The organism is Streptomyces sp. NPDC023481, from assembly GCF_055560195.1.
This window is the reverse complement of sequence record NZ_JBVHJE010000019.1, coordinates 30,619-52,769: the sequence shown is the minus strand read 5'-3', so window position 1 is coordinate 52,769 and position 22,151 is coordinate 30,619. Positions and strand designations below refer to the sequence as shown.

Genomic DNA, 22,151 nt, shown 5'->3' with positions numbered 1-22,151 from the left:
GACCAGCGGCTTCACGGCCGCGATGAACGACTCCTCCCCGGTCACCTACCGCCCTCCCCCAGCACCTCGTCGATCACGTTGACCTGGAGCGAGACCCGGGTGGCACCGGCCTGGAGGGCCTTGCGCAGCAGCGCGTCGACCGCGGTGAGGACGCGGTCGGCACCGCCCTCGGCCGTGTTGCCGAAGGGGCCGACGTCGACGGCGTCCAGCTCGGCCGTCTCGATGACCTCCCGCGCCACCAGGGCGTGCGCGGGCGCCTCGTCCAGGTCGAAGGGCTCGGTCGTGAACTCCACTCTCAATCGCACGCGCTCAACCTAACGCCCGCCAGGGCTTTTCGGGTGACGGGTCACGGACCCCTCTTGACAAGCACCGACACGCCGCTGCAATCTTCCATTACGCAGAAACAAACTTCCGAGATACGGAATTTCACCTACGGAAGGGAGCGCGGCCCGAATGCCAGGTTTCGAGTGGAGCACCGCCGCAGACCAGCGCTTCAACGTCAACCTGTCGATCCTCTTCACGGAACTCCCGCTCCTGGAGCGCCCCGCGGCCGCCGCCGCGGCGGGCTTCACAGCGGTCGAGCTGTGGTGGCCGTGGGTCGACTCCCCCACCCCCGAGCAGGCCGACCTGGACGCCCTGAAGCGGGCGATCGAGGACGCGGGGGTCCGGCTCACGGGGCTGAACTTCTACGCCGGCCAACTGCCGGGCCCGGACCGCGGCGCCCTGTCGATCCCGGGCGAGGAGTCGCGGAAGTTCCGCGCCAACATCGAGGTGGCCGCCGACTTCGCGCGGTCCGTCGGCTGTACGGCCCTCAACGCGCTCTACGGCAACCGCGTCGACGGCGTGGACCCGGCCGAGCAGGACGCGCTCGCCCTGGAGAACCTCACCCTCGCGGCCCGGGCGGCCGACCGGATCGGCGCCGTCCTGCTGATCGAGGCCCTGAACCGGCCCGAGTCGCCGCGGTACCCGCTGGTGTCGGCGCCGGCCGCGGTCGGCGTGGTGGACAAGGTCAACGCGGCGACCGGCCTCGGGAACGCGAAGTTCCTCATGGACCTGTACCACCTGTCCATGAACGGCGAGGACCTGCCCTCGGTGATCGAGCGGTACGCGGCGCGGACCGGCCACGTCCAGATCGCCGACAACCCCGGCCGCGGCGCGCCCGGCACCGGGTCGCTCCCCCTGGAGGAGCTGCTCGGCCTGCTGCGGAAGGCCGGCTACGACGGCTGGGTGGGCCTGGAGTACAAGCCGGGCGACCGCCCGAGCGCCGAGGCGTTCGACTGGCTCCCGCGTGCGGCGCGCGCCGCGCGCTGAACCCCCTGACTTCACAGAGCAGCAGAGAGGCACCCCGACCATGAGCAACCTCCCCAAGATCGCCTGGATCGGCCTCGGCATCATGGGCTCCCCCATGTCCGAGAACCTGATCAAGGCGGGTTACCAGGTCACCGGCTACACGCTGGAGCAGGAGAAGCTGGACCGGCTGGCCGCCGCCGGCGGCACGGTCGCCGGCTCCATCGCCGAGGCCGTGCGCGACGCCGACGTGGTCATCACGATGGTGCCCGCCTCCCCGCAGGTCGAGGCCATCGCCTACGGCCCGGACGGCATCCTGGAGAACGTCCGGTCCGGCGCCCTGCTGATCGACATGTCCTCGATCACCCCGCAGACCTCCGTCGACCTCGCGAAGGCCGCCGGGGACAAGGGCGTCCGTGTGCTGGACGCCCCGGTGTCCGGCGGCGAGGCCGGCGCCGTCGAGGCCGTGCTGTCCATCATGGTCGGCGGCGAGCAGGCCGACTTCGAGGAGGCCAGGCCCCTCTTCGAGGTGCTCGGCAAGACCATCGTGCTGTGCGGTCCGCACGGATCCGGCCAGACCGTGAAGGCGGCCAACCAGCTGATCGTCGCCGTGAACATCCAGGCGTGCGCCGAGGCCGTGGTCTTCCTGGAGAAGTCGGGCGTGGACCTGACGGCCGCGCTGGACGTCCTGAACGGCGGCCTCGCGGGCTCGACCGTGCTGACGCGCAAGAAGGACAACTTCCTGAACCGCGACTTCAGGCCGGGCTTCCGCATCGACCTGCACCACAAGGACATGGGCATCGTCACCGATGCCGCCCGCACGGTCGGCGCGGCCCTGCCGGTCGGCGCCGTGGTCGCCCAGCTGGTGGCCTCGCTGCGCGCGCAGGGCGACGGCGGCCTGGACCACTCCGCCCTGCTGCGGGCCGTGGAGCGGCTGTCCGGCGCCCAGGTCTGACAGCCCCCGAGACTTCCGGGCCGCGGCGCCGCCGACACCTGTCCTGTCGCGCCCAGGCGGCGCCGCGGCCCGGAATCCATTTCAACAAACTGTTGACGCTCAGACTCCCCACTTCTAGGCTCCACAAAGCGGAAACAGTTTTCCGCTGAAACCCGCATGGAAGGCCCACGATGTCGAAGCGCGTGCTCACGACGCGAACCCTCACCACGGAGTCCGGCGCCCCGGTCGCGGACAACCAGAACTCCGCCTCCGCCGGCGTCGGAGGCCCGCTCCTGATCCAGGACCAGCACCTCCTGGAGAAGCTCGCACGCTTCAACCGGGAGCGGATCCCGGAGCGCGTGGTGCACGCCCGCGGCTCCGGCGCGTACGGCCACTTCGAGGTGACGGACGACGTCACCGGCTACACCCACGCCGCCTTCCTGAGCGGGGTCGGCAAGCGCACCGAGGTGTTCGCACGCTTCTCGACGGTCGCCGACAGCCTCGGCGGCGCCGACGCGGTCCGCGACCCGCGCGGTTTCGCGGTGAAGTTCTACACCGAGGAGGGCAACTACGACCTCGTCGGCAACAACACCCCGGTGTTCTTCGTCAAGGACCCGGTCAAGTTCCCCGACTTCATCCACTCGCAGAAGCGCGACCCGTTCACCGGCCGCCAGGAGCCGGACAACGTCTGGGACTTCTGGGCGCACTCCCCCGAGGCCACGCACCAGGTGACCTGGCTGATGGGCGACCGCGGCATCCCGGCGTCGTACCGGCACATGAACGGCTACGGCTCGCACACCTACCAGTGGACGAACGCCGATGGCGAGGCCTTCTTCGTCAAGTACCACTTCAAGACCAACCAGGGCGTCCGCTGCCTGTCCACCGAGCAGGCGCAGGAACTGGCGGGCCAGGACCCCAGCTCCCACCAGACCGACCTGCTCCAGGCGATCGAGCGGGGCGTGCACCCGTCCTGGACGCTGTACGTGCAGATCATGCCGGCGGCCGAGGCGGCCGACTACCGCTTCAACCCGTTCGACCTGACCAAGGTGTGGCCGCACAAGGACTACCCGTTGCGGCGCGTGGGCCGCCTGGTCCTCGACCGCAACCCGGACAACGTCTTCGCCGAGGTCGAGCAGGCCGCCTTCTCACCGAACAACTTCGTGCCCGGCATCGGCCCCTCCCCGGACAAGATGCTCCAGGGCCGGCTGTTCGCCTACGCCGACGCCCAGCGCTACCGCCTCGGCGTCAACCACACCCTGCTCCCCGTGAACGCCCCGAAGGCGGTTCCGGGCGGTGCCCGGAACTACGGCCGCGACGGCCTGATGGCGCTCAACGCGCAGGGCCGGCACGCCAGGAACTACGAGCCGAACTCCTACGACGGCCCGGTCGAGACCGGCCGCCCGCTGTCGGCCCCGCTGGCCGTGCACGGCCACACGGGCACCCACGAGGCGCCCCTGCACACCAAGGACGACGACTTCTTCCAGGCGGGCGAGCTGTACCGGCTGCTGTCCGAGGAGGAGAGGTCCCGTCTGGTCGCGAACATCGCAGGCAGCCTCTCGCAGGTCTCCCGCGACGACGTGATCGAGAAGAACCTGGCCCACTTCCACGCCGCCGACCCCGAGTACGGCAGGCGCGTGGAGACGGCGGTCCGCGCCCTGCGCGAGGACTGAGCACCAGGACACGAGCGGCGTACGGGATCTGACGGGAGGTCATGATCCCGCACGCGGCCCGCGCACACACCCGGCGGCCCGGATGAGGGGTGGCCGCCGGGCGCGGTGCGCGGGCAGGGCGAGGACCGCGGTGGTGTGCGAGCCAGTGCGGTGGTCAAGGACCGGGCCCCCTTCTCGACCAGAGGGAAGGGCACCCGGCTCCGTCGCCACCACCGCGGTCCCACCCGGCCCCCGCGCGGGGCCCACCCACCCCGTCCGGCGGCGCGAACGACCAGTCGCGCCCGGCCTCGCGCCGCCGGACGGCCACCAGCGCTCCCCGTACCGGGTCACTCCGGGCGAGGGAGCGTTCGGCGTTTCCCGGCACCGGTCCGGCGTGCGGATCCCTCCGCCGCGCCGCACGCTGAAGGCATGACCCACTACCCGCACATCGTGGTTCACCCCCCGGCCCTGGACGGTTCCCGGCGGGTCACCGAGGGGGACGTGATGCTGGGGATCGCCTCGCACCTGGACGATGTCGTGGAGATCCTCCGGCTGGCCGACCTGGACCGGATCGAGGTGGAGGAGAGCGACCTGATCGAATGGCAGGGCGGCGGCCCGGACGACTGGCCCGGGCTGTCCGAGCACGAGTGGTGACGGCGGCGCCTACGGCAGCGGTCGTAGGCGGGGTGCGCAACCCTCAAATCAACCTCTGAAGACCGCGCCGGAGGCTTCAACACCCCGTCGGCCAGGGCAGATTAGGAACAGACGGGGCCCGCCGGCACGGGGGCGGCGGGCCCCGTCCGGGGGCGGCTCACGCGCCGTGCGCCAGATTGCCGGAGCGCATGGGAAAGGGGCGGCCCGTCCCCCCTGGGCGGGCCGCCCCTCGTCGGCTCAGAACTTCGTCGGGCTCAGACCTTCAGCGGGCTCAGACCTTCAGCGGTTTGATCGATGTCGGCGCGTGGCCGGGCTCGGTGGCCAGGTCCTCGAACTCGCTGATGTCGCTGATGTCCATGGTGCGGCTCATCGAGATGTTGGTGATCCGCTCCAGGATCGCCTCGACCACGACCGGCACCCGGTACTCCGCCGCCAGTTTCTTCGCCTGCTCGAACGCGGCGCCCAGCTGGTCCGGCTCGGTGACCCGGAGGGCCTTGCAGCCCAGGCCCTCCGCGACCCTGACGTGGTCCACGCCGTACACACCCAGCTCGGGCGCGTTGATGTTCTCGAACTCCAGGTTCACCTGGAAGTTGATGTCCAGCCCGATCTGCGCCTGACGGATCAGGCCCAGGTAGGCGTTGTTCACCAGGACGTGGACGTACGGGATCCGGTGCTGGGCGGCGACGGCCAGCTCCTCGATGAGGAACTGGAAGTCGTAGTCGCCGGACAGGGCGACGACCGGGGAGTCGGGGTCGGCCTTGGCGACGCCGATCGCGGCCGGGATGGTCCAGCCGAGCGGGCCGGCCTGGCCGCAGTTGATCCAGTGGCGCGGCTTGTAGACGTGCAGCATCTGCGCGCCGGCGATCTGGGAGAGGCCGATCGTGGTGACGTACCGGGTGTCCGGGCCGAAGGCCTTGTTCATCTCCTCGTACACGCGCTGCGGCTTCATCGGCACGTCGTCGAAGTGCGTACGGCGCAGCAGCGTCGCCTTGCGCTCCTGGGTGGAGGCGACCCAGTCGGAGCGGTCCGGGAGCGCGCCGGCGGCCTTCAGTTCCCTCGCCACCTCGATGAACAGCTCCAGCGCGGCCCTGGCGTCGGAGACGACGCCGTAGTCCGGCGGGAAGATCTTGCCGATCTGGGTGGGCTCGATGTCGACGTGGACGAACTTACGATCGCCCCGGTACACGTCCAGCTGGTAACCGGTGTGGCGGTTGGCCCAGCGGTTGCCGATACCGAGGACGAAGTCGGACGCCAGGAAGTTGGCGTTGCCGTACCGGTGCGAGGTCTGCACACCGACCATGCCGGCGTTCAGCTCGTGGTCGTCGGGCAGCGCGCCCCAGCCCATCAGGGTCGGCACGACCGGGGTCTGGGTCAGCTCGGCGAACTCCACCAGCAGGTCGGCGGCGTCGGCGCCGATGACGCCGCCGCCGGCCACGATGACCGGGCGCCGCGACTCCAGAAGAAAGGTGAAGGCCTTCTCGATCTGGGCGCGGGTGGCGGCGGGCTTGTAGACCGGCAGCGGCTCGTACGTCTCCGGGTCGAACTCGATCTCGGTGAGCTGGACGTCGATCGGCAGGTCGATCAGGACCGGGCCGGGGCGGCCGGAGCGCATCAGGTGGAACGCCTGCTGGAAGACGCCGGGGACCTGCGCGGCCTCCAGGACGGTGACCGCCATCTTCGTGACCGGCCGGGCGATCGAGGCGATGTCGACGGCCTGGAAGTCCTCCTTGTGGATCACGTGGGTGGGCGCCTGGCCCGTGATGCACAGGATCGGGACGGAGTCGCCGATGGCGGAGTACAGGCCGGTGATCATGTCGGTGCCGGCCGGTCCGGAGGTGCCGATGCAGACACCGATGTTGCCCGGCCTGGTCCGGGTGTAGCCCTCGGCCATGTGCGAGGCACCCTCCACATGGCGGGCGAGGGTGTGGCCGATGCCGCCGCCCTCCTTGAGGGCCTTGTAGAACGGGTTGATCGCCGCGCCCGGCACACCGAAGGCGTCGGTGACGCCCTCGCGCTTGAGGATCTCAACTGCCGCGCGGGCAGCGGTCATACGAGCCATGGAGTACTCCTGCTTCGGCTGTCGGTTGCGCACTCCCGTCGCGCCCCGCGGTGAGCACGGTGTCCAGCTTTTCCGCGTTACCTTGAATTCCGTATTGCGGAAAATTACTTCTACTATCTGGAAGCAATGTAAGGGGGTGGCGCAAGGTCGTCAAGAGCGGTCCGGGACAGCGCAAAGTGCCGGACAGGAGCGCCCGGGGAGGGCCACCATGGGAGCGCCGTCCCGACGCGACGCCTTGGAGTGGGCCATGCCCGAGAGCGTTCCGGTGCGCTGTCCGGTCTGCCGGCGTGCGCACGTCTACACCGCGCCGGCGTACCCCTGTGTGTGCGGGGCGCCGACCGCGCCGCGGCTGGATCCGGCGGCCGAGCCGGCCGTGGCGGCCCACCGGGCCTGGGACGAGGAGTGGCTCACCGTGCCGTGCGCGGCCTGCGGGCGCCCCGGCCACTGGCCCCGGCCGGAACTGGGCTGCCCCTGCGGCACGGTCCTGCGCGTTGCGGTGGCCGGACCGCCACCCGCCGGGACCGCGTCAGCGGCCCCGGCGGATCCCGCGCACCCACGGGCCGCCGCGCCGGAGCCCGGCGCCGCCGCACCGCCCGGGCCGCGCGCCCCCCTCCAGCCGAGCGCCCCCTTCCAGCCCCGCGCCATCCGCACCGCCCGCGACGCCGTCACCACCGCCGCGCTCTACCTGCGCTGGCTCGGCTACCGGGACATCCGCCGCGCCGACCAGCGCCCGCCCCACGGCATCGGGCTCGCCGCCCGCGGACTGCTCGCCCAGGTGGACCCGACCGTGCGGCCGGCCGGCCCGCGGGACGTGGAGTGCCTGTGGCTGACGGCGATGACCGAGTCCGCGGGGTGCGTCTACTTCTCGCTCGCCGGCTACACCGACGCCGGCCGGACCGGCGCGGACGCGCTCGGGGTCCCGCTGTTCGTGCTCGACCTGGCGGGCGTCCCGCAGCCGGTCAACGACCCCGCCGACGTCCTGCGCAGTACGGGCGCGCCACGCCCGGGGACGCGGGCCCGGGACGGCCGGCACTGACACCCGTACGAGCCGCCCCCGGTCCCGGGGTCCCGCCTCACACCCCGTACGTCTCCCGCAGTTCCACCTTGCGGACCTTCCCGGAGACCGTCATCGGGAAGGCGTCGAGGATCCGGAGCCGGCTGGGGATCTTGTAGTGCGCGAGCCGGCCCGCGCAGAAGTCCCGCAGCTCCTCCAGCGTGAGCGGGTCGGCGGGGTCGCCCGGGATGACACAGGCGAGCACCTCCTCGCCGTACCGCTCGTGCGGCACCCCGACGACCTGGACGTCCCGGATCCGGGGGTGGGTGTAGAGGAACTCCTCGATCTCGCGCGGGTAGATGTTCTCGCCGCCCCGGATGATCATGTCCTTGATCCGGCCGACGATCTCCACGTACCCGTCCTCGCGCATCACGGCGAGGTCCCCGGTGTGCATCCAGCGGCCCGCGTCGATCGCCTCGGCGGTCCTGTCGGGCTCGTCCCAGTAGCCGAGCATCACGCTGTAGCCGCGGGTGCACAACTCGCCCGGCGTGCCCCGCTCCAGGGTCACGCCGGTGGCCGGGTCGACGACCTTGACCTCCAGGTGGGGCAGGACCCGGCCGACGGTGGCGGTGCGGTGCTCCAGGTCGTCCTCGATCCGGGTCTGCAAGGACACCGGGGAGGTCTCCGTCATGCCGTAGCAGATGGAGACCTGCTCCATGTGCATCTCGGCGACCACGCGCTTCATCACCTCCACCGGGCACGGGGAGCCGGCCATGATGCCGGTGCGCAGGCTGGAGAGGTCGTAGGAGGCGAAGTCCGGGAGGTTCAGCTCCGCGATGAACATGGTCGGGACGCCGTACAGGGAGGTGCACCGCTCCCGCTGCACCGCCTCCAGGGTGGCCGCCGGGTCGAAGGAGGGGGCCGGGATGACCACGCAGGCGCCGTGCGAGGTGGCCGCGAGGTTGCCCATGACCATGCCGAAGCAGTGGTAGAACGGCACCGGGACGCAGATCCGGTCCTGCTCGCTGTAGGCGACCAACTCGCCCACGAAGTAACCGTTGTTGAGGATGTTGTGGTGGGAGAGCGTGGCGCCCTTGGGGAAACCGGTCGTGCCCGAGGTGTACTGGATGTTGATCGGGTCGTCGCAGGACAGTTCCGCGTACCGGGCGTCCGGGGCGGCCCGTCGCAGCAGCGCCTCCCAGCCGGGGTCGCCGAAGTGGACGATCTCGCGCAACGCCGGGCAGCGGCACCGGACTTCCTCGGCCATCGCCCGGTAGTCGCTCGTCTTGTGGGCCAGTGAGGCGAACAGCAGACGGACGCCGGACTGGTTGAGGACGTACTCGACCTCGTGCGTGCGGTACGCCGGGTTGATGTTGACCATGACGGCGCCGATCCGGGCGGTGGCGTACTGGACCAGCACCCACTCCGGGCAGTTGACCGCCCAGATGCCCACCCGGTCGCCCTTGGTGATCCCGCTCGCGGCCAGCGCCCGCGCCAACTCGTCGACGTCCGCGCCGAATTCGGCGTAGGTCCAGCGGCGCCCGGACGGCACGTCGACCAGCGCCTCGCGGTCCGGCCAGGTGGCCACCGCCCGGCCCAGGTTGGCGCCGACGGTGTCGCCGAGCAGGGCGGTCGGGCTCGTCCCGTGCGTGTACGACAGCGCGGCGGTCACCGGAAGTCCTCCTCGCGGTACTCGTCCCGCGAACCGGCCGCCGTGGCCTCGCGCAGCTCGATCCGGCGGATCTTCCCGGACACCGTCTTGGGCAGCGCTCCGAACTCCAGCCGACGGATGCGCTTGTAGGGGGCGAGCACCCGGCGGGAGTGCTCGAACAGGGCCTTCGCGGTGCCGGGCCCCGGCTGCCAGCCCTCGGCGAGGACGACGTACGCCTTGGGCACGGCGAGCCGCAGCTCGTCCGGGGCGGGGACGACGGCCGCCTCGGCCACCGCCTCGTGCTCCAGCAGCGCGCTCTCCAGCTCGAAGGGACTCACCTTGTAGTCCGAGGACTTGAACACATCGTCACTGCGTCCGATATAGGTGAGATATCCGTCTTCGTCCCTGGAGGCGATGTCCCCGGTGCGGTAGTAGCCGCCCGCCATGGACTCGGCCGTACGGTCGGGGTCGCCGTGGTAGCCGGTCATCACGCCGACCGGCCGCTCGGCGAGGTCGAGCGCGATCTCGCCCTCGGTGGCGCCGGGCGCGCCGGAGACCGGGTCGAGCAGCTCCACCCGGAAGCCGGGGCTGGGCCGGCCCATCGAGCCGGTCTTCAGCGGCTGGCCGGGGCTGTTGGCGACCTGCACGGCGGTCTCGGTCTGCCCGAAGCCGTCCCGGACCGTCACCCCCCAGGCCGCCCGGACCCGCTCGACGACCTCGGGGTTGAGCGGCTCGCCGGCGGCCACCGCCTCCCGGGGCGGCGCGGCCAGCCGGCCGAGGTCGGCCTGGATGAGCATCCGCCACACGGTGGGCGGCGCGCAGAAGGTGGTCACACCGGCCCGGTCCATCTCGGCCATCAGCCGGGCGGGGTCGAACCGGGTGTAGTTGAAGACGAAGACGGTCGCCTCCGCGTTCCACGGCGCGAACAGGTTCGACCAGGCGTGCTTGGCCCAGCCGGGCGAGGAGATGTTCAGGTGCACGTCGCCGGGCCGCAGACCGATCCAGTACATCGTGGCCAGGTGCCCCACGGGGTAGGAGGTGTGGGTGTGCTCGACCAGCTTGGGCCGGGCGGTCGTGCCCGAGGTGAAGTAGAGCATCAGCGGGTCGTCGGCCAGCGTCGGACCGTCGGGCAGGAACTCGGCCGGCTCCGGGTAGGCGTCCTCGTAGGGCTCCCAGCCCTCTTCCGGCAGGCCGCCGACCGAGATCCGGGTGTAGGTGCCGGGCACGTCGGCGAACTTCGCCGTGTCCTCGGCCCGTACGACCACGTGCTTGACCCGGCCCCGCTCCACGCGGTCGCGCAGGTCGCCCGGGCCGAGCAGCGGGGTGGCCGGGATGACCACCGCGCGCAGCTTCATCGCGGCCAGCGCGGTCTCCCACAACTCGACCTGGTTGCCGAGCATGACGAGGACGCGGTCCTCCGCGGCGACCCCGCGCTCGCGCAGCCACCGGGCGACCCGGTTCGACCGCTCGGCCAGCTCGGCGAAGGACAGCCGGGTCTCGCCGCCGTCCTCCTCGACGATGTGCAGGGCGGTGCGGTCGTTGCCGGCGGCGATCACGTCGAACCAGTCCAGCGCCCAGTTGAACCGCTCGGGCCGGGGCCAGCGGAAGCCCTCGTAGGCCGTGGTGTAGTCCTCGCGGTGCTCCAGCAGGAAGTCCCGCGCGCCGCGGAAGGCCTCGGTCGCCGTCGTCATCCGTCCTCCTTGCCCGTGTGGTCGCTCGCCGGCGTACCCTCCGGCTCACTCCCGTGGTTCCCGGCCATTGCCGGGCGACTCTCTGGCATCGTCTAATCCGTGATGCGGGTCTCACCACCCCCGAACGGGGGGTGTGGGCGGCCGGAAGGGCGGACAGGTGACGGCGGACGCGGTGGGGGCGGTGGAGATCGGGGGTGCGCTGGCCCGGCTGCGCCGCACGACGGGACTCCCCGTCGCCTTCGGCGGTCTGGTGGATTCCGGCCGGCCGCTGATCCGCATCAGCGAGCTGAGCGGCACGACCACGGCCGCGCTGCGCGCGCTCGCGGTGACCTCCGGCAGCGGGCTCGGCGGCAAGGCGGTGGCCCTGGGCCGGCCGTGCGCGGTCACCGACTACTCCAGCTCCCGGCAGATCAGCCACGAGTACGACGTACCGGTGGCCGCCGAGGGGATCCGCGCCGTACTCGCGGTGCCGGTGGTGGTCCGGCGCCGGGTGCGCGGGGTGCTCTACGGCGCGCTGCGCTCCGCCCGGCCGCTCGGCGACCGGGTGCTGGGCGCGGCGGTGGCGGCGGCGCGGGACGTGGAACAGGCGCTGGTGGTGCGGGACGAGGCACGGGGGCTGCTGGCGGCGGCCCGGCCCGAGCAGGCCGGCGCCGACCGGGGGGCCGGGTGGGAACAGGTGCGGGAGGCGCACGCGGCGCTGCGGGCGCTGGCACCCCGGATCGCCGACCCGGGACTGCGGGCCGAACTGCTGGCCGCGTGCGGGCTGCTGGCCGCGCCGCCACGTACCGGGGGCGTGACCCTGGCGCCACGGGAGCTGGACGTGCTGTCCTGGGTGGCGGCGGGGGCCACCAACGCGGCGGTGGCCGAGCGCCTCGGTCTGCGCCCGGAGACCGTCAAGGGCTATCTGCGGTCGGCGATGCGGAAGCTGGGCGCGCACACACGAGGGGAGGCGGTGACCGCGGCCCGGAGGGCGGGGCTGCTGCCGTAGTCCGAAGGCGGCACCTCATTCATCCGACGCCGCTTTGCATTTCCCTCTGCTTGACCGTTTGTTATTTCCCTCACCACGGCTTCCGTCCGAATTTCCAGGATCGTTGCCTAGAATTTGGCCCGGACACGACACACGAGGGGAGCGGTGACCGTGCGACGGGACTTCCAGGAGCCTGCCAGCTGCCGCCCCGACCTGGTCATCGGCCGCGAGGAGCTGTTCGCCGGCGCCCTCGGGCACCTCGCCTCGGGGGGCAGTGTGCTGCTCCACGGCCCCGCCGGAATAGGGAAATCCACCGTCCTGCGGGCATTGGCCGAGGAATACGGCGCCACCGCGCGCACCGTCCTGCGCTGCTCGGCGACCGAGTCCGAATCCCACCTCCCCTTCCTCGCCCTCGCCGACCTCCTCGGCCTGGTCCTCGACGAGGTCTCCGCCCGGCTGCCCGCCGCCCAGCGCACCGCCCTGGAGTCGGCGCTCACCGGCCGCGGCGAGTCCAGTCTCCAGCGCGACGGCCTCGCCCTGCGCCTGGCCGTGCTCTCCGCGCTGCGCGCCCTCGCCGTCCACGGCCCGGTCCTCGTCGTCGCCGACGACCTCCAGTGGCTCGACCCGGCCAGCGCCGAACTCCTCGGCTTCGCCGCCCGGCGCCTGGAGGGCACCCCGGTGCAACTGCTGTGCGCGGTCCGCACGGAGGGACAGGAGAGCCAGGAGTACGACCGCCAGCTGCGCGCCTGCCCGCCGGGCACCCGCGCGGTCCGGCTCGGCCCGCTCTCCCGCACCCAGGTCGCCCAGCTGCTCGACCACCGCGGCCACGGCGGCCTGTCCCGCTCCACCGTCCGCGAGATACACCGCACCAGCGGCGGGAACCCGCTGTTCGCCCTGGAGCTGGGCCGCGCCCTCGCCGACAGCCCCACCCCGCCCCGGCCCGGCGAGCCGCTGCCCGTGCCGACCTCGCTGCGCGCCCTGGTCCTCAGCCGCCTCGACATGCTCTCCGTGGAGGCCCGCCGCACCCTGCTGGTGGCCAGCGCCGGCGCCCGCCCCACCCCGGCCCTGCTGCACGCGGCCGGCCGGGAGAACGCCGAGGCCGAGTGCGCCCAGGCCGCCGAACTCGGGCTGCTGGCCACCGAGCCCGACGCACCGGCCGTACGGTTCGCGCACCCGCTGATCTCCGCCGCGCTGTACGCGGAGGCCCCCGCGCACGAACGGCGGGCCGCGCACGCGGCGCTGTCCACCGCCGCCTCCGACCCGATCGAACGGGCCCGGCACCTGGCCCTCGCCACCACCGGCACCGACCCGGAGGTGGCCGCCCGGCTCGCCGGGGCCGCCGCGCTCGCCCGGGACCGCGGGGCGCCCTCCGTCGCCGCCCAGCTGGGACTGCTCGCCGCCCGGCACACGCCCGCCGGCGGCACCCCGAGCCAGGAGGAGCGCCGGCTCGCCGCCGCCGAGGACGCGATCACCGCCGGCGAGGTCGACCTGGCCCGGGACATCGCCCGGGAGGTGCTGTCCCGGGCGAGCGTGCCCGCCGACCGGGTGCGGGCCTGGATCATCGTCATCGACACCGCGGGCCACACCATGGCCGAGGTCGACGCCGTCTTCCCGCAGGCCCTCGCCGACGCCGGCGACGACCCCCGGCTGCTGGCCCTCGTCCACTACCAGCTGGCCTGGCGGGCACTGATCGTGGAGGGCGACTTCACCGAGGCCCGGGAGGCCGCCGCGCACGCCGCCGACCTCGCCGCGCGGGGCGGGGACCGGCGCACCGAACTGCTCGCCCTCGCCTTCCAGGCGCAGACCGAGACCCTGATGGGCCATCCGGAGGCGCCCCGCACCATCAAACGCGCCCTGAGGGAACCCCAGGACCCCCGGGTGGCCTGGCACCACAACGGCGCGGGCAGCGCCCGGTTCCGCTGGCTGGTCATGGGCGACCAGCTGGCCGAGGCCCGGGCCACCGTCACCGCGCTGCTGCGCGAGGTCCGCCGGCGCGGCTCGGTGGAGAGCGAGGTGCACTTCCTGCGCGGCCTCGCCGAGACCGAACTGCGCGCCGGGCACTGCGGGCGCGCCCTGGAGCTGGCCCGCGACAGCCTGCGGCTCGCCCGCGACTCGGGCATCGGCGAGACGGCCTCGGCGATGCTCACCTCGCTGGCGGAGGCCTCCGGTGGCGACGTCGACCGCGCGCTGGCGCTCGCCCGGGAGGCGGTGGACCACGCCGAGGGCGACGGCGACCAGATGTACCTCTCCCGGGCGCTGGGCGCGCTCGGGTACGCCCAGCTGGTGGCCGGGGACCCGGCGGGCACCGTGCGCTCGCTGCGCCGGGTGCGCAGCCTGGAGCTGGGGCTCGGCATCACCGACCCGGCCCGCGGCCGCTGGCAGGGCGACCTCGCCGAGGCACTGGTCCGCATCGGTGAACCCGCCGAGGCGCAGGCCGTCATCGACGCGAGCCGCGAACACGCGCTGCGGCTGGGCCGGGAGAGCGTCCTCGCCGTACTGGACCGCTCCGAGGCCCTGGTCCGGGCCGCCCGGGGCGACCTGGAGGCCGCGCTCGCCCAGCTGACGTCCGCTCAGGACCGGCTCGGCAAGCTCGGCTACGGCCTGGAGGAGGCGCGGGCCACCTTCGCGCTGGCCCGGCTGCACGGCAGGCGCACACCGGAGGGGGCCCGTGCGGCCGCGGCGGCCCTCGACGAGGCGGCCCGGATGTTCCGGCGCTGCCGGGCGCTGCCCTGGCTGCGCCAAGTGGACGAATCCCGCACCGCCCGCGACCCGGAACCGGCGCCGACCGTGCCGGACGCGCCGACCGCCTTGGCGGTGCTGGCCGCGATGGAGCGTCAGGTCGCCGCGCTCGTCATGGAGGGCGCCACCAACCGGGAGATCGCGGCCCGGCTGTTCATCAGTGTGAAGACGGTGGAGGCGACCCTGACCCGGGTCTACCGCAAGCTCGGGATCCGCTCGCGCGTCGACATCGTCCGATTGGCGGCGGCTCGCGGGCGCGCCGAGCACGGCCCTAGTTAACTGAACCGGACCGAGGGTTTTCCCTCACCCCACCCCCTAGGGGGTTCCCTCATTGGGAGCCGAGGGTTCCGGGTCCTAGCGTAAAGGGCGTGCCGCTCGCCCGGGCACACGGGGTCGGTCCCTCCCCCACGCTCGGCATCTCGCGCGGGGGGTACCCCCGCCCCGTACACCCACACCCGCGCGACCCCCACCGGTGCAACCCCACTGAGGAGACTCATGTTCGGGCTCACACGTGCAAGAAAGACCGCCGCGACCCTGGTGGCCACCGCCGCGGCCGCGGCGACCGCGCTGCTCGCCTCCCCCACGGCGAGCGCCGCGCCCCAGCCCATCGTCGGCGGTACGACCACCACGACGACCGCGTACCCGTTCATGATGCAGATCACGGACGCGTCCCAGAACCAGTTCTGCGGCGGCACCCTGGTGGCGCCCAGGAAGGTCGTGACCGCCGCGCACTGCATGGTCGGCGAGACCACGAGCAGCATCCGTGTCGTCGGCGGCCGGACCTACCTGAACGGCACGAACGGCACGGTGAGCCGGGTCGGCAAGATCTGGATCAACCCGGACTACACGGACGCCACCAACGGCGATGACGTGGCCGTGCTGACCCTGTCGACGTCGATGCCGTACACCCCGGTGTCGTACGTCTCCTCGTCCCAGACGGGCGTGTACGCGGCCGGCACCACGGCCCGCATCCTCGGCTGGGGCACCACCTCGGAGAGCGGCAGTTCCTCCAACCAGCTGCGGACCGCGACCGTACCGATCGTGTCCGACTCCAGCTGCCGCACCTCCTACGGTTCGGACTTCGTCCAGTCCGACATGGTCTGCGCCGGATACACGTCCGGTGGCGTTGACACCTGCCAGGGCGACAGCGGCGGTCCCCTGCTCATCGGGGGCGCCCTGGCAGGGATCACTTCCTGGGGCGAGGGGTGCGCGGAGGCGGGTTACCCGGGTGTCTACACCCGGCTGACCACCTTCTCGGACCTGGTGACCGCGCAGGTCAACTCGTGACCCGGAAGACTTCCCGAGCATCCCTCGGGTAACTGCCAGGGGGCGTTGCGAGCCACCACGAGCGGCCCGCAACGCCCCCTATCCAACGGCCGGCTCACACCGTCCGACGGCCCGTGGCGGAGCCGAAGCCCAGCCAGGTGTGCCGGTTGCCGGCCCAGCACCAGCCCACCTTGGGCGCGTTCCGGCGCTCGCGGCCGTCCCGCCCGGTGCCGTTGCTGATCCAGAGCGCAGGGGTACGGGCGTCCAGGGCGCCGTTCGCCTTGCGCAGCCGGGACCCGATGGTCATGAAGCAGTGGTTCCGCTCCAGCGCGGCGGGCTGCTGCACCACCCAGTGGATGCCCTCGGTGAGCAGCAGCGGGGTGCGGGCCTCGGCGGTGAGGGCGGGCAGCGCCTCGGCGGGGCTCCAGTTGGCCATCCGGTCGCCGCGGTCGAGCCCGGTCAGGACGTAGAGCGGGGCGTCGGGCAGCGCGAGCGTGTCCAGCGGGGCGAAGAGGTCGACGTCGGTCATGTCGGTGACCACGAACCCGGGCTTGCCGTCGCGGCGCAGCAGCGGCGCGAGCGCGGAGGCGGGGGCGCGGTGCGGGTGCACGGCGAGCAGGACGTCGCCGCCGGAGCCTTCGGCGGCCTCGGCGCGTACGGCGAAGGCGCGCAGCTCGGCGGCGGGCAGCCCGGCGACCTCGTGCACCCCCAGCTCGATCAGGCGTTCGGCCTGCGCGGCGAGGGCCGGGAGAGCGGGAACGGGGGCTGCGGTGGCGGGAAGGACGGTGGTGGCGGCGGGTGCGGGCGCGGTGTCGGGCACGATGCTCCCAGGGCTGTCGGCACGAGTGGACCCCGGGGCAACGCCACGGGCCGCCGGAACGTTCCCGTCCGCATGTGGGGGGCCGACGCCGGGCGCCCTCACCGCCGTACGACGTCCCCGAACCGGATGTCGTACGACTCCCCCGGGTGCATGACCGCCAGCATCCGCTCCGCTTCCGCGGTCACCTCCTCCCGCCGGGCCCGGGTCGGCGCGTCGAAGGTCTCGATGACGAGGGCACCCGCGTCCAGCTTCCACAGACCGGCGAGGAACCCGTCGACCAGCAGGGTGCGGTGCGCCTGGTTGCCGTTCCAGGTACGGCCCCGGTGTTCGGGCGGTACGACGCGGGTGCGGTCGGCGTGGGCGAGCAGCAGGTTGTCGAACTCGGGCAGGAAACGGGGCGGCGCCGGCGTGTCCGGGTCGGGGCGCGGGGCGTCGGGGAGGTCGAAGAGTTCCACGCCGTTCGGGTCGCGGAAGGTCAGCAGCCCGGGGCGCAGGCGTTCGAAGGCGGCCTTGAGGCGGGTGAGCCCGGCCCAGGTCTGCATGTCCCGCACGGACGCGGGACCGAAGGCGGCGAGGTAGCGCAGGACCACCGCCTCCGGGGCGGGGGCCGGTGCGGGGGGACGGCCCAGCCAGTGCTCGACGGTGGTCAGGGCGACCTGGCCGCTCTCCTCCCACAGCCCGCGTGGGGTGACCTGGACGAGCGGCAGCGTGCAGCGGGCCGCGACGGCGAGGGCCCGCGGATCGGCCTTCGGCCACGTCGCACCGAGCGCCTGCCGCAGCCCGGCCATGGTCCGCGGCTCGGCCTCCACCAGCTCCCGGGCGACGGCCGCGAGCCGCCGCAGATCGACACCGGCCAGCCCCGCCCGGAAGTTCGCCAGCTCCCGGTCCCGGGCCGGCTGCACGAAGGCCGGCAGACCGAGGCAGTCGTCGGCGGTGTGGGTGTGGATCGTGGACCGCAGACTGACGATCCGGGCCACCTCCCGCCCGGCCATCAACGCGGACAACCGCTCCGGCGCGAAGCCCTCCAGGCGGGCGGCGAGCGCGTAGTACGGCGGCCTGGTGTTCTGCGCCTGCAACCCGACGAGATGCCCCACCACGTCCCGGACCTCCCCGACGGACCGTGCCAGCAGCGACTGCCGCCCGAGAGTGGCCCGGTTCAACGCCCGCGCGTCCCACACCACCGCACCGCCGTGCTTCCCACCGCTGTTGGTCATGGACGCACGCTAACGGACCGTGCGGCGGCCGGGTCGCGCGCCTGGAGCAACGCCCGTCCGGCTCACGGTGTCCCGTGGCACACCGACGGGAGCCAGGTCAGGTCGGAGGTGGTGCCGAGGGTGTCCAGGGAGTGCAGGAGGGCGGGCAGGCGGGTTCTGTCGGCCAGGAACTCGATGGTCGCCTCGGCGAACGCGTCGCGTACCGCGGGCGGCATCGCGTCGGAGGCGTCGAAGCAGTGCACCTCGTGCGGGTCGCGGAGGGTGAGGGCCAGGGAGCGGCGCCAGTCGGGGACGGGGGCGGGGCGGACGCCGGTGTGGACGGAGAAGCCCGACTTCCGGTCGCTCCAGGCGCGTTGGGCGTCGGCGGAGGCCAGGTAGCGGATGAGCTTCCTGGCCGCCGGGGTGGCGTGCAGCAGGGAGACCAGGTCGCCGGAGACCTCCCACGCGTGGCCGGCGGTGGCCCCGGGGATCAGCCGGGCGGAGGGGACGTAGCGGCCGTCGGCCCGCTGCCAGGCGGTGCGGCTGCGGATGAAGGACGCCTGGTGCTCCAGTGTGCAGCCCCGGGGGTGCGCGGCCACCGGCTGTGACGCGTCCCCGTACGGTGTCTTCAGGGCCCGCCGGACCAGGTCCCGGTCGCCGCCGGCCCCCACCAGCTTGCCCCACACCTGCCACGCCGCCTTCACCTGCGGGGACTGCCAGGGCAGGTCGCCGCGCGCCCACTTCTCGTAGACCTCGGGGCCGTACCGCTGGAGCAGGATGTCCTCGATCCAGTCGGTGCCGGGCCAGCCGCTGGTGGCGCCGGAGCCCATGCCGAGGCACCACGCGGCCGGCTGGTGTACGGCCTCCTCGCGCTGCCGCTCGCCGACGTCGGCCGGGTACCAGACGATGCTCTTCAGGTCGGCCTTGAGCGGGAACCAGTACACGTGCCCGTCGGCGAGCGGCGTGGCCCAGGACGGGCCGAAGTCCTTTGTCTCCACCAGCTGTTCGAGGGGGACGAGCTGTTTCTGCCGTGCGTACTCGGCGAGTTCGCCGGGGCCGGTGAGTACCACGACGTCGGGCGGTGTCCCGGACTCGACGTCGGCGCCGAGCACCTGGCTCTCGGCGTTGCTGCCCTGGTAGTCGACGTGGATGTGGTACCTGCGCTGGAACGGCTCGATGACCGCCTGCCGGAAGTGCGTCTCGTCCTCGCCGGTCCAGTTGGCCAGCAGGGTGACGGTCGGCTCGTTCCCGAGGGCGCGTACGCCCGCCACGGCCGCCGCCACCAGCAGGGCCAGGCAGCCGGTGACCGCCGTGACCATCCGGACGAGGCGGCGCGAGGGGCGGGTCCGGGTGCCGGGGGCGGCCGTCGGGGGGCCGCCGGGGAGCGCGCTCACCGGGGCCTGAACCGGTAGTCGTCGATGTGCCGCCGCAGGCCCGTCTCGGCCAGTGCCATGAGCAGGACGCCTCCTATCAGGATCCACACCGCCGCCGCCGCGCGGAAGCCGGTGTGCGCCAGGTGCGAGGCGGTGTCCCGCCCCGCGTCGGGGATGAGCCGCCCGGGCAGCGGGCCGTCGAGCAGCTGCCGGGTGTCCGTCATGCCCTGCCGGGTCCACACGGTGAACAGCACGGCGACCGCGAAACCGGCCACCATCAGGGCGGATGCGGCGAGGAGTTGACGGTTGTAGCGGCGCCGGAAGCGGCGGCGGAGGAAGACCTGGGTCTCCAGCAGCGCGGCACCGAGGGCGAGGGTCAGCAGCGCGGTGGCACTCCAGGCGAGCCAGAGCAGCGGCCCGAACGAGGTCTGCCGGTGCACGACGGCCCGCTGCTTGCGTTGCAGGGCCTTCAGGCGGTCCTGTATCCCGGAGCCCTTCTCGGTGAGGATGCTGGTCGCGTAGCTGAGGTAGGCCTCACGCAACACGCTTCCGTCGGGCTGGAGTTGGGACTGCTGGACCTTGACGGCGTAGACGGTGATCAGTCCGGCGATCGTCTGCAGGGCCTGCCGGCCGGCCGGGCCGCCGAGGTCGTCGTCCGCGGCGGCGGCCGACAGGCTCTGCGCGGCGACCGAGATCTGCTTCTGGAAGTCGCTGGTCGGAGCCCGCGCGCCGGCGTCCTGCCGGGCCTGGCCGAGCGCGTACAGCGCGGTGTCGAGGGACAGCACCGAGGGGGCGGTGGAGGTGCGCAGCGGGTTCGCGTCGCCGTGCACGCCCTGGTACGACAGGAAGAGGGACAGCGTGAGCAGGGCCGACAGGGTCAGCAGCAGGCGGTGGCGGACGGCGAGGTCGTGGGCGGTCGTGCTGCCGCCGGCCGGCGGGCGCGGCCCGGCACCGGGCAGCCGGGCGAGCAGACGAGCGAGGTGGCGGCGCGCCCGGCCGGAGGCGCGGCGGTCGGCTGGAGGCGTGCCCGGGCGCGGCGGCGCGGAGGGCGGGGCGGCGGGGGCGGGGGCGGCCGTACGGGTGCCCCCGCCGGGGGCGTTGGCGGGTGCACCGGTGCCGTCACCGGGGGCGGGGGCGGGCGCGCGGGTGCCGTCACCGGGGGCGGGTGCGCGGGTGCCGTCTCCCGTGGCGGGGGACGCGCCCGTGCCGCGGCCCGGTCCGGGGGTCGTACCTCTGCCGGTGTTCATGCGGGCGACCCCCTCAGCAGCCGTCCGCAGTCGCCCCCGCAGTAGACGGAGTCGGCCGGGCCGAGCCATCGGCAGTCCGGGCACTGGACGAGCCCGTCGTGGCGGACGGGGAGGGCGGGGCCGGCGGGACCGGGCGGGGCGCCGTCGCCGGCGTGCGGCCCGCTCGGGCGGGGCCGGGCCGGCCGGGCGGGTGCCGCCGGTTCCGGCGGGGTCGTCAGGGCGCTGGAGAGGATCAGGTGCTGCCAGTCGACGTCCTTCAGGCCCTCGCGTACCCGCCCGGTGCCCGGCGCGGTCTCGATCAGCCGGAGCGCGCCGAGCAGTTGGGCGTCGCCCAGTTCGCCGGCCAGGGCGAGGGCGCGGGCGAGTTCGCGGTCCGCGGTGTCACGGCCGTCCGTGCCGCGCAGCCAGGCCCGGTAGGCCTGCGCGACGGCGGTGCTGGCCTGCTGGTACAGCTCGTGCCGGCGGACCCCGGGATACGGCCGGGAGGCGTCGCGCGGGTTGTCGGTCCAGCGCACCAGGACGGGCTGCGGTGCGGGCAGCCGTACCGGCCGGCCGAAGTCGGGTACGACGATCTCGACGGCGGCCAGCTGGAGGTCCTCACCGGTCTCGCGGCCGGTCGGGTCGGCGGTGAGGACGACCTGGAAGTGCCGTACCTCCTCACCCCAGGCGCGGGTGACGTACTCGGCGCCGCGCCCGCCCGGGCCGGCCGGGGCGGGCGGCAGTTCCTGCTCGTTCGGCACGACCTGGGTGACCTGGCGGATCACCGTACCGGGGGTGGGGGTGAGCCGGATGCGCAGTTCCGGCACCGCGGTGCCGAGCAGTCCGGCGACCAACTCCTCGTAGGCGGCCGGTAGTTCCGACTCGGCGCGGACGGCGCGGGCGCGGCCGTGCAGGCGCCGGGTGATGCGCAGCAGCAGTTCGGCGTCCCAGTCGTCGCCGATGCCCCAGGCGTCGCAGACGAACCGTCCCTCGCAGGCGTCGAGGGCGGTGTCCAGGGCCATGGCGGCCCGGTGGTCGTGCTCGTTGCGCCCGTCGGTGAGCAGCAGGACGTGTTTGACGGGGGCGGGCTGGTCCTTGAGGAGCCGGCGGGCCAGGTCGAGCCAGGTGCCGATGGCGGTGCCGCCGTCCGCGTCCAGGATCCGTACGGCCCGTTCGGCCGCCTCGCGTTCGGCGGGCCCGGCGACGGCGAGTACGGCGCTGCCGGGCCCGGGGTGGACCAGGGTGGCGTCGAACCGGCCGGCGAGCACGGCGAACGCGGTGCCGTCGGGCAGCATCCGCACCGCCGCGACGGTGGCGTCCTTGGCGGCGTGCAGTTTGGCGGCGGGGTGGAGCATGGAGCGCGAGGTGTCGACGATCAGCACCTCGGCGAGTGCGGGCCCGGTGCCGGGCACGGGCGCGCCGGTGCGTCCCGGGCGGCCGGGGCCGCCCCTGACCCCGATCTCCAGGATGGCGTGCATCTCCCGGTCGGCCCGGTCGGGGTGCCGCCCGGCCGGGTCCGGCGCGAGGGGCAGTTCCTTCTGCTGGCCGACCGCGAGCGTCACCTCGGTCTCCTCGGCCACGGTCATCGCTGCCTCTTCCCAAGTGGTCTCGGAACGTTGTCTGCTCCGGGCGGTACTCCCGGAGGGTC

The 22,151-nt window shown here is 73.5% G+C and carries 17 protein-coding genes; 8 read left to right on the top strand and 9 right to left on the bottom strand.

Annotated features, from left to right (window positions below; genetic code table 11):
- Positions 1 to 41: 41 nt before the first annotated feature.
- Positions 42 to 305, bottom strand: a complete 264-nt coding sequence (locus ACZ3ZD_RS30750; protein WP_467404399.1) for a YkoF family thiamine-binding protein — start codon at positions 303 to 305, stop codon at positions 42 to 44.
- Between the two features lie 148 nt (positions 306 to 453).
- On the opposite strand from ACZ3ZD_RS30750, the gene ACZ3ZD_RS30745 reads away from it, so the two are divergent.
- The 4 genes from ACZ3ZD_RS30745 (at position 454) to ACZ3ZD_RS30730 (ending at position 4,524) form a co-directional block, all read left to right on the top strand.
- A complete protein-coding gene (locus ACZ3ZD_RS30745) occupies positions 454 to 1,311 on the top strand; it encodes a TIM barrel protein (protein WP_467404396.1) in 858 nt (285 codons plus the stop codon).
- A gap of 40 nt (positions 1,312 to 1,351) precedes the next feature.
- Positions 1,352 to 2,242 (top strand): 2-hydroxy-3-oxopropionate reductase, encoded by an 891-nt coding sequence (locus ACZ3ZD_RS30740; protein ID WP_467404393.1) that lies wholly within the window; start codon positions 1,352 to 1,354, stop codon positions 2,240 to 2,242.
- A 170-nt stretch (positions 2,243 to 2,412) separates the two neighbouring features.
- A complete protein-coding gene (locus tag ACZ3ZD_RS30735) occupies positions 2,413 to 3,891 on the top strand; it encodes a catalase (RefSeq protein ID WP_467404390.1) in 1,479 nt (492 codons plus the stop codon).
- Positions 3,892 to 4,299: 408 nt separating this feature from the next.
- Positions 4,300 to 4,524 (top strand): hypothetical protein, encoded by a 225-nt coding sequence (locus tag ACZ3ZD_RS30730; RefSeq protein WP_467404388.1) that lies wholly within the window; start codon positions 4,300 to 4,302, stop codon positions 4,522 to 4,524.
- 271 nt (positions 4,525 to 4,795) lie between these two features.
- Here ACZ3ZD_RS30730 and gcl read toward each other — a convergent pair whose 3' ends face one another.
- On the bottom strand, positions 4,796 to 6,583 hold the full coding sequence (gene gcl / locus ACZ3ZD_RS30725; protein WP_467404385.1) for a glyoxylate carboligase: 1,788 nt from the start codon (positions 6,581 to 6,583) through the stop codon (positions 4,796 to 4,798).
- Between the two features lie 247 nt (positions 6,584 to 6,830).
- Between gcl and ACZ3ZD_RS30720 the strand changes: the two genes are divergently transcribed.
- On the top strand, positions 6,831 to 7,619 hold the full coding sequence (locus ACZ3ZD_RS30720; RefSeq protein WP_467404383.1) for a hypothetical protein: 789 nt from the start codon (positions 6,831 to 6,833) through the stop codon (positions 7,617 to 7,619).
- A 37-nt stretch (positions 7,620 to 7,656) separates the two neighbouring features.
- Here the strand turns inward: ACZ3ZD_RS30720 and ACZ3ZD_RS30715 are convergent, their stop codons facing one another.
- Complete coding sequence (locus ACZ3ZD_RS30715; protein ID WP_467404379.1) at positions 7,657 to 9,249, bottom strand: AMP-binding protein; 1,593 nt, start codon at positions 9,247 to 9,249, stop codon at positions 7,657 to 7,659.
- The gene (locus ACZ3ZD_RS30710; protein ID WP_467404376.1) at positions 9,246 to 10,919 is read right to left on the bottom strand and encodes an AMP-binding protein; all 1,674 of its coding nucleotides are present in this window, start codon (positions 10,917 to 10,919) and stop codon (positions 9,246 to 9,248) included. The genes ACZ3ZD_RS30715 and ACZ3ZD_RS30710 overlap by 4 nt, the downstream gene beginning before the upstream one ends.
- A 157-nt stretch (positions 10,920 to 11,076) precedes the next feature.
- Between ACZ3ZD_RS30710 and ACZ3ZD_RS30705 the strand changes: the two genes are divergently transcribed.
- The 3 genes from ACZ3ZD_RS30705 to ACZ3ZD_RS30695 all read left to right on the top strand — a co-directional run bounded on the left by ACZ3ZD_RS30705 (position 11,077) and on the right by ACZ3ZD_RS30695 (position 15,912).
- The gene (locus ACZ3ZD_RS30705) at positions 11,077 to 11,907 is read left to right on the top strand and encodes a helix-turn-helix transcriptional regulator (protein ID WP_467404372.1); all 831 of its coding nucleotides are present in this window, start codon (positions 11,077 to 11,079) and stop codon (positions 11,905 to 11,907) included.
- Between the two features lie 144 nt (positions 11,908 to 12,051).
- The gene (locus tag ACZ3ZD_RS30700) at positions 12,052 to 14,904 is read left to right on the top strand and encodes an ATP-binding protein (RefSeq protein ID WP_467404368.1); all 2,853 of its coding nucleotides are present in this window, start codon (positions 12,052 to 12,054) and stop codon (positions 14,902 to 14,904) included.
- Positions 14,905 to 15,120: 216 nt separating this feature from the next.
- A complete protein-coding gene (locus ACZ3ZD_RS30695; RefSeq protein WP_467404365.1) occupies positions 15,121 to 15,912 on the top strand; it encodes a S1 family peptidase in 792 nt (263 codons plus the stop codon).
- A 94-nt stretch (positions 15,913 to 16,006) separates the two neighbouring features.
- On the opposite strand, the gene ACZ3ZD_RS30690 is transcribed toward ACZ3ZD_RS30695, so the two are convergent.
- From ACZ3ZD_RS30690 to ACZ3ZD_RS30670, 5 genes are all read right to left on the bottom strand, one after another.
- The gene (locus ACZ3ZD_RS30690; RefSeq protein WP_467404362.1) at positions 16,007 to 16,711 is read right to left on the bottom strand and encodes a DUF5701 family protein; all 705 of its coding nucleotides are present in this window, start codon (positions 16,709 to 16,711) and stop codon (positions 16,007 to 16,009) included.
- Between the two features lie 98 nt (positions 16,712 to 16,809).
- Positions 16,810 to 17,925, bottom strand: coding sequence for a winged helix DNA-binding domain-containing protein (locus ACZ3ZD_RS30685; RefSeq protein WP_467404360.1), 1,116 nt, complete (start codon positions 17,923 to 17,925; stop codon positions 16,810 to 16,812).
- A 62-nt stretch (positions 17,926 to 17,987) separates the two neighbouring features.
- Positions 17,988 to 19,298, bottom strand: coding sequence for an ABC transporter substrate-binding protein (locus tag ACZ3ZD_RS30680; RefSeq protein WP_467404357.1), 1,311 nt, complete (start codon positions 19,296 to 19,298; stop codon positions 17,988 to 17,990).
- A complete protein-coding gene (locus ACZ3ZD_RS30675) occupies positions 19,295 to 20,524 on the bottom strand; it encodes a hypothetical protein (RefSeq protein ID WP_467404354.1) in 1,230 nt (409 codons plus the stop codon). The genes ACZ3ZD_RS30680 and ACZ3ZD_RS30675 overlap by 4 nt, the downstream gene beginning before the upstream one ends.
- Complete coding sequence (locus ACZ3ZD_RS30670) at positions 20,521 to 22,089, bottom strand: VWA domain-containing protein (protein ID WP_467404351.1); 1,569 nt, start codon at positions 22,087 to 22,089, stop codon at positions 20,521 to 20,523. Before ACZ3ZD_RS30670 ends, ACZ3ZD_RS30675 begins: the two co-directional genes overlap by 4 nt.
- Between the last annotated feature and the right edge of the window lie 62 nt (positions 22,090 to 22,151).

Excerpts from the sequence above, each read along its gene's own strand:
- ACZ3ZD_RS30670 (WP_467404351.1), bottom strand. The coding sequence starts at position 22,089 with ATGACCGTGGCCGAGGAGACCGAGGTGACGCTCGCGGTCGGCCAGCAG.
- ACZ3ZD_RS30695 (WP_467404365.1), top strand. The coding sequence starts at position 15,121 with ATGTTCGGGCTCACACGTGCAAGAAAGACCGCCGCGACCCTGGTGGCC.
- ACZ3ZD_RS30740 (WP_467404393.1), top strand. The coding sequence starts at position 1,352 with ATGAGCAACCTCCCCAAGATCGCCTGGATCGGCCTCGGCATCATGGGC.
- gcl (WP_467404385.1), bottom strand. The coding sequence starts at position 6,583 with ATGGCTCGTATGACCGCTGCCCGCGCGGCAGTTGAGATCCTCAAGCGC.
- ACZ3ZD_RS30685 (WP_467404360.1), bottom strand. The coding sequence starts at position 17,925 with ATGACCAACAGCGGTGGGAAGCACGGCGGTGCGGTGGTGTGGGACGCG.
- ACZ3ZD_RS30710 (WP_467404376.1), bottom strand. The coding sequence starts at position 10,919 with ATGACGACGGCGACCGAGGCCTTCCGCGGCGCGCGGGACTTCCTGCTG.
- ACZ3ZD_RS30735 (WP_467404390.1), top strand. The coding sequence starts at position 2,413 with ATGTCGAAGCGCGTGCTCACGACGCGAACCCTCACCACGGAGTCCGGC.
- ACZ3ZD_RS30745 (WP_467404396.1), top strand. The coding sequence starts at position 454 with ATGCCAGGTTTCGAGTGGAGCACCGCCGCAGACCAGCGCTTCAACGTC.
- ACZ3ZD_RS30730 (WP_467404388.1), top strand. The coding sequence starts at position 4,300 with ATGACCCACTACCCGCACATCGTGGTTCACCCCCCGGCCCTGGACGGT.
- ACZ3ZD_RS30720 (WP_467404383.1), top strand. The coding sequence starts at position 6,831 with ATGCCCGAGAGCGTTCCGGTGCGCTGTCCGGTCTGCCGGCGTGCGCAC.
- ACZ3ZD_RS30675 (WP_467404354.1), bottom strand. The coding sequence starts at position 20,524 with ATGAACACCGGCAGAGGTACGACCCCCGGACCGGGCCGCGGCACGGGC.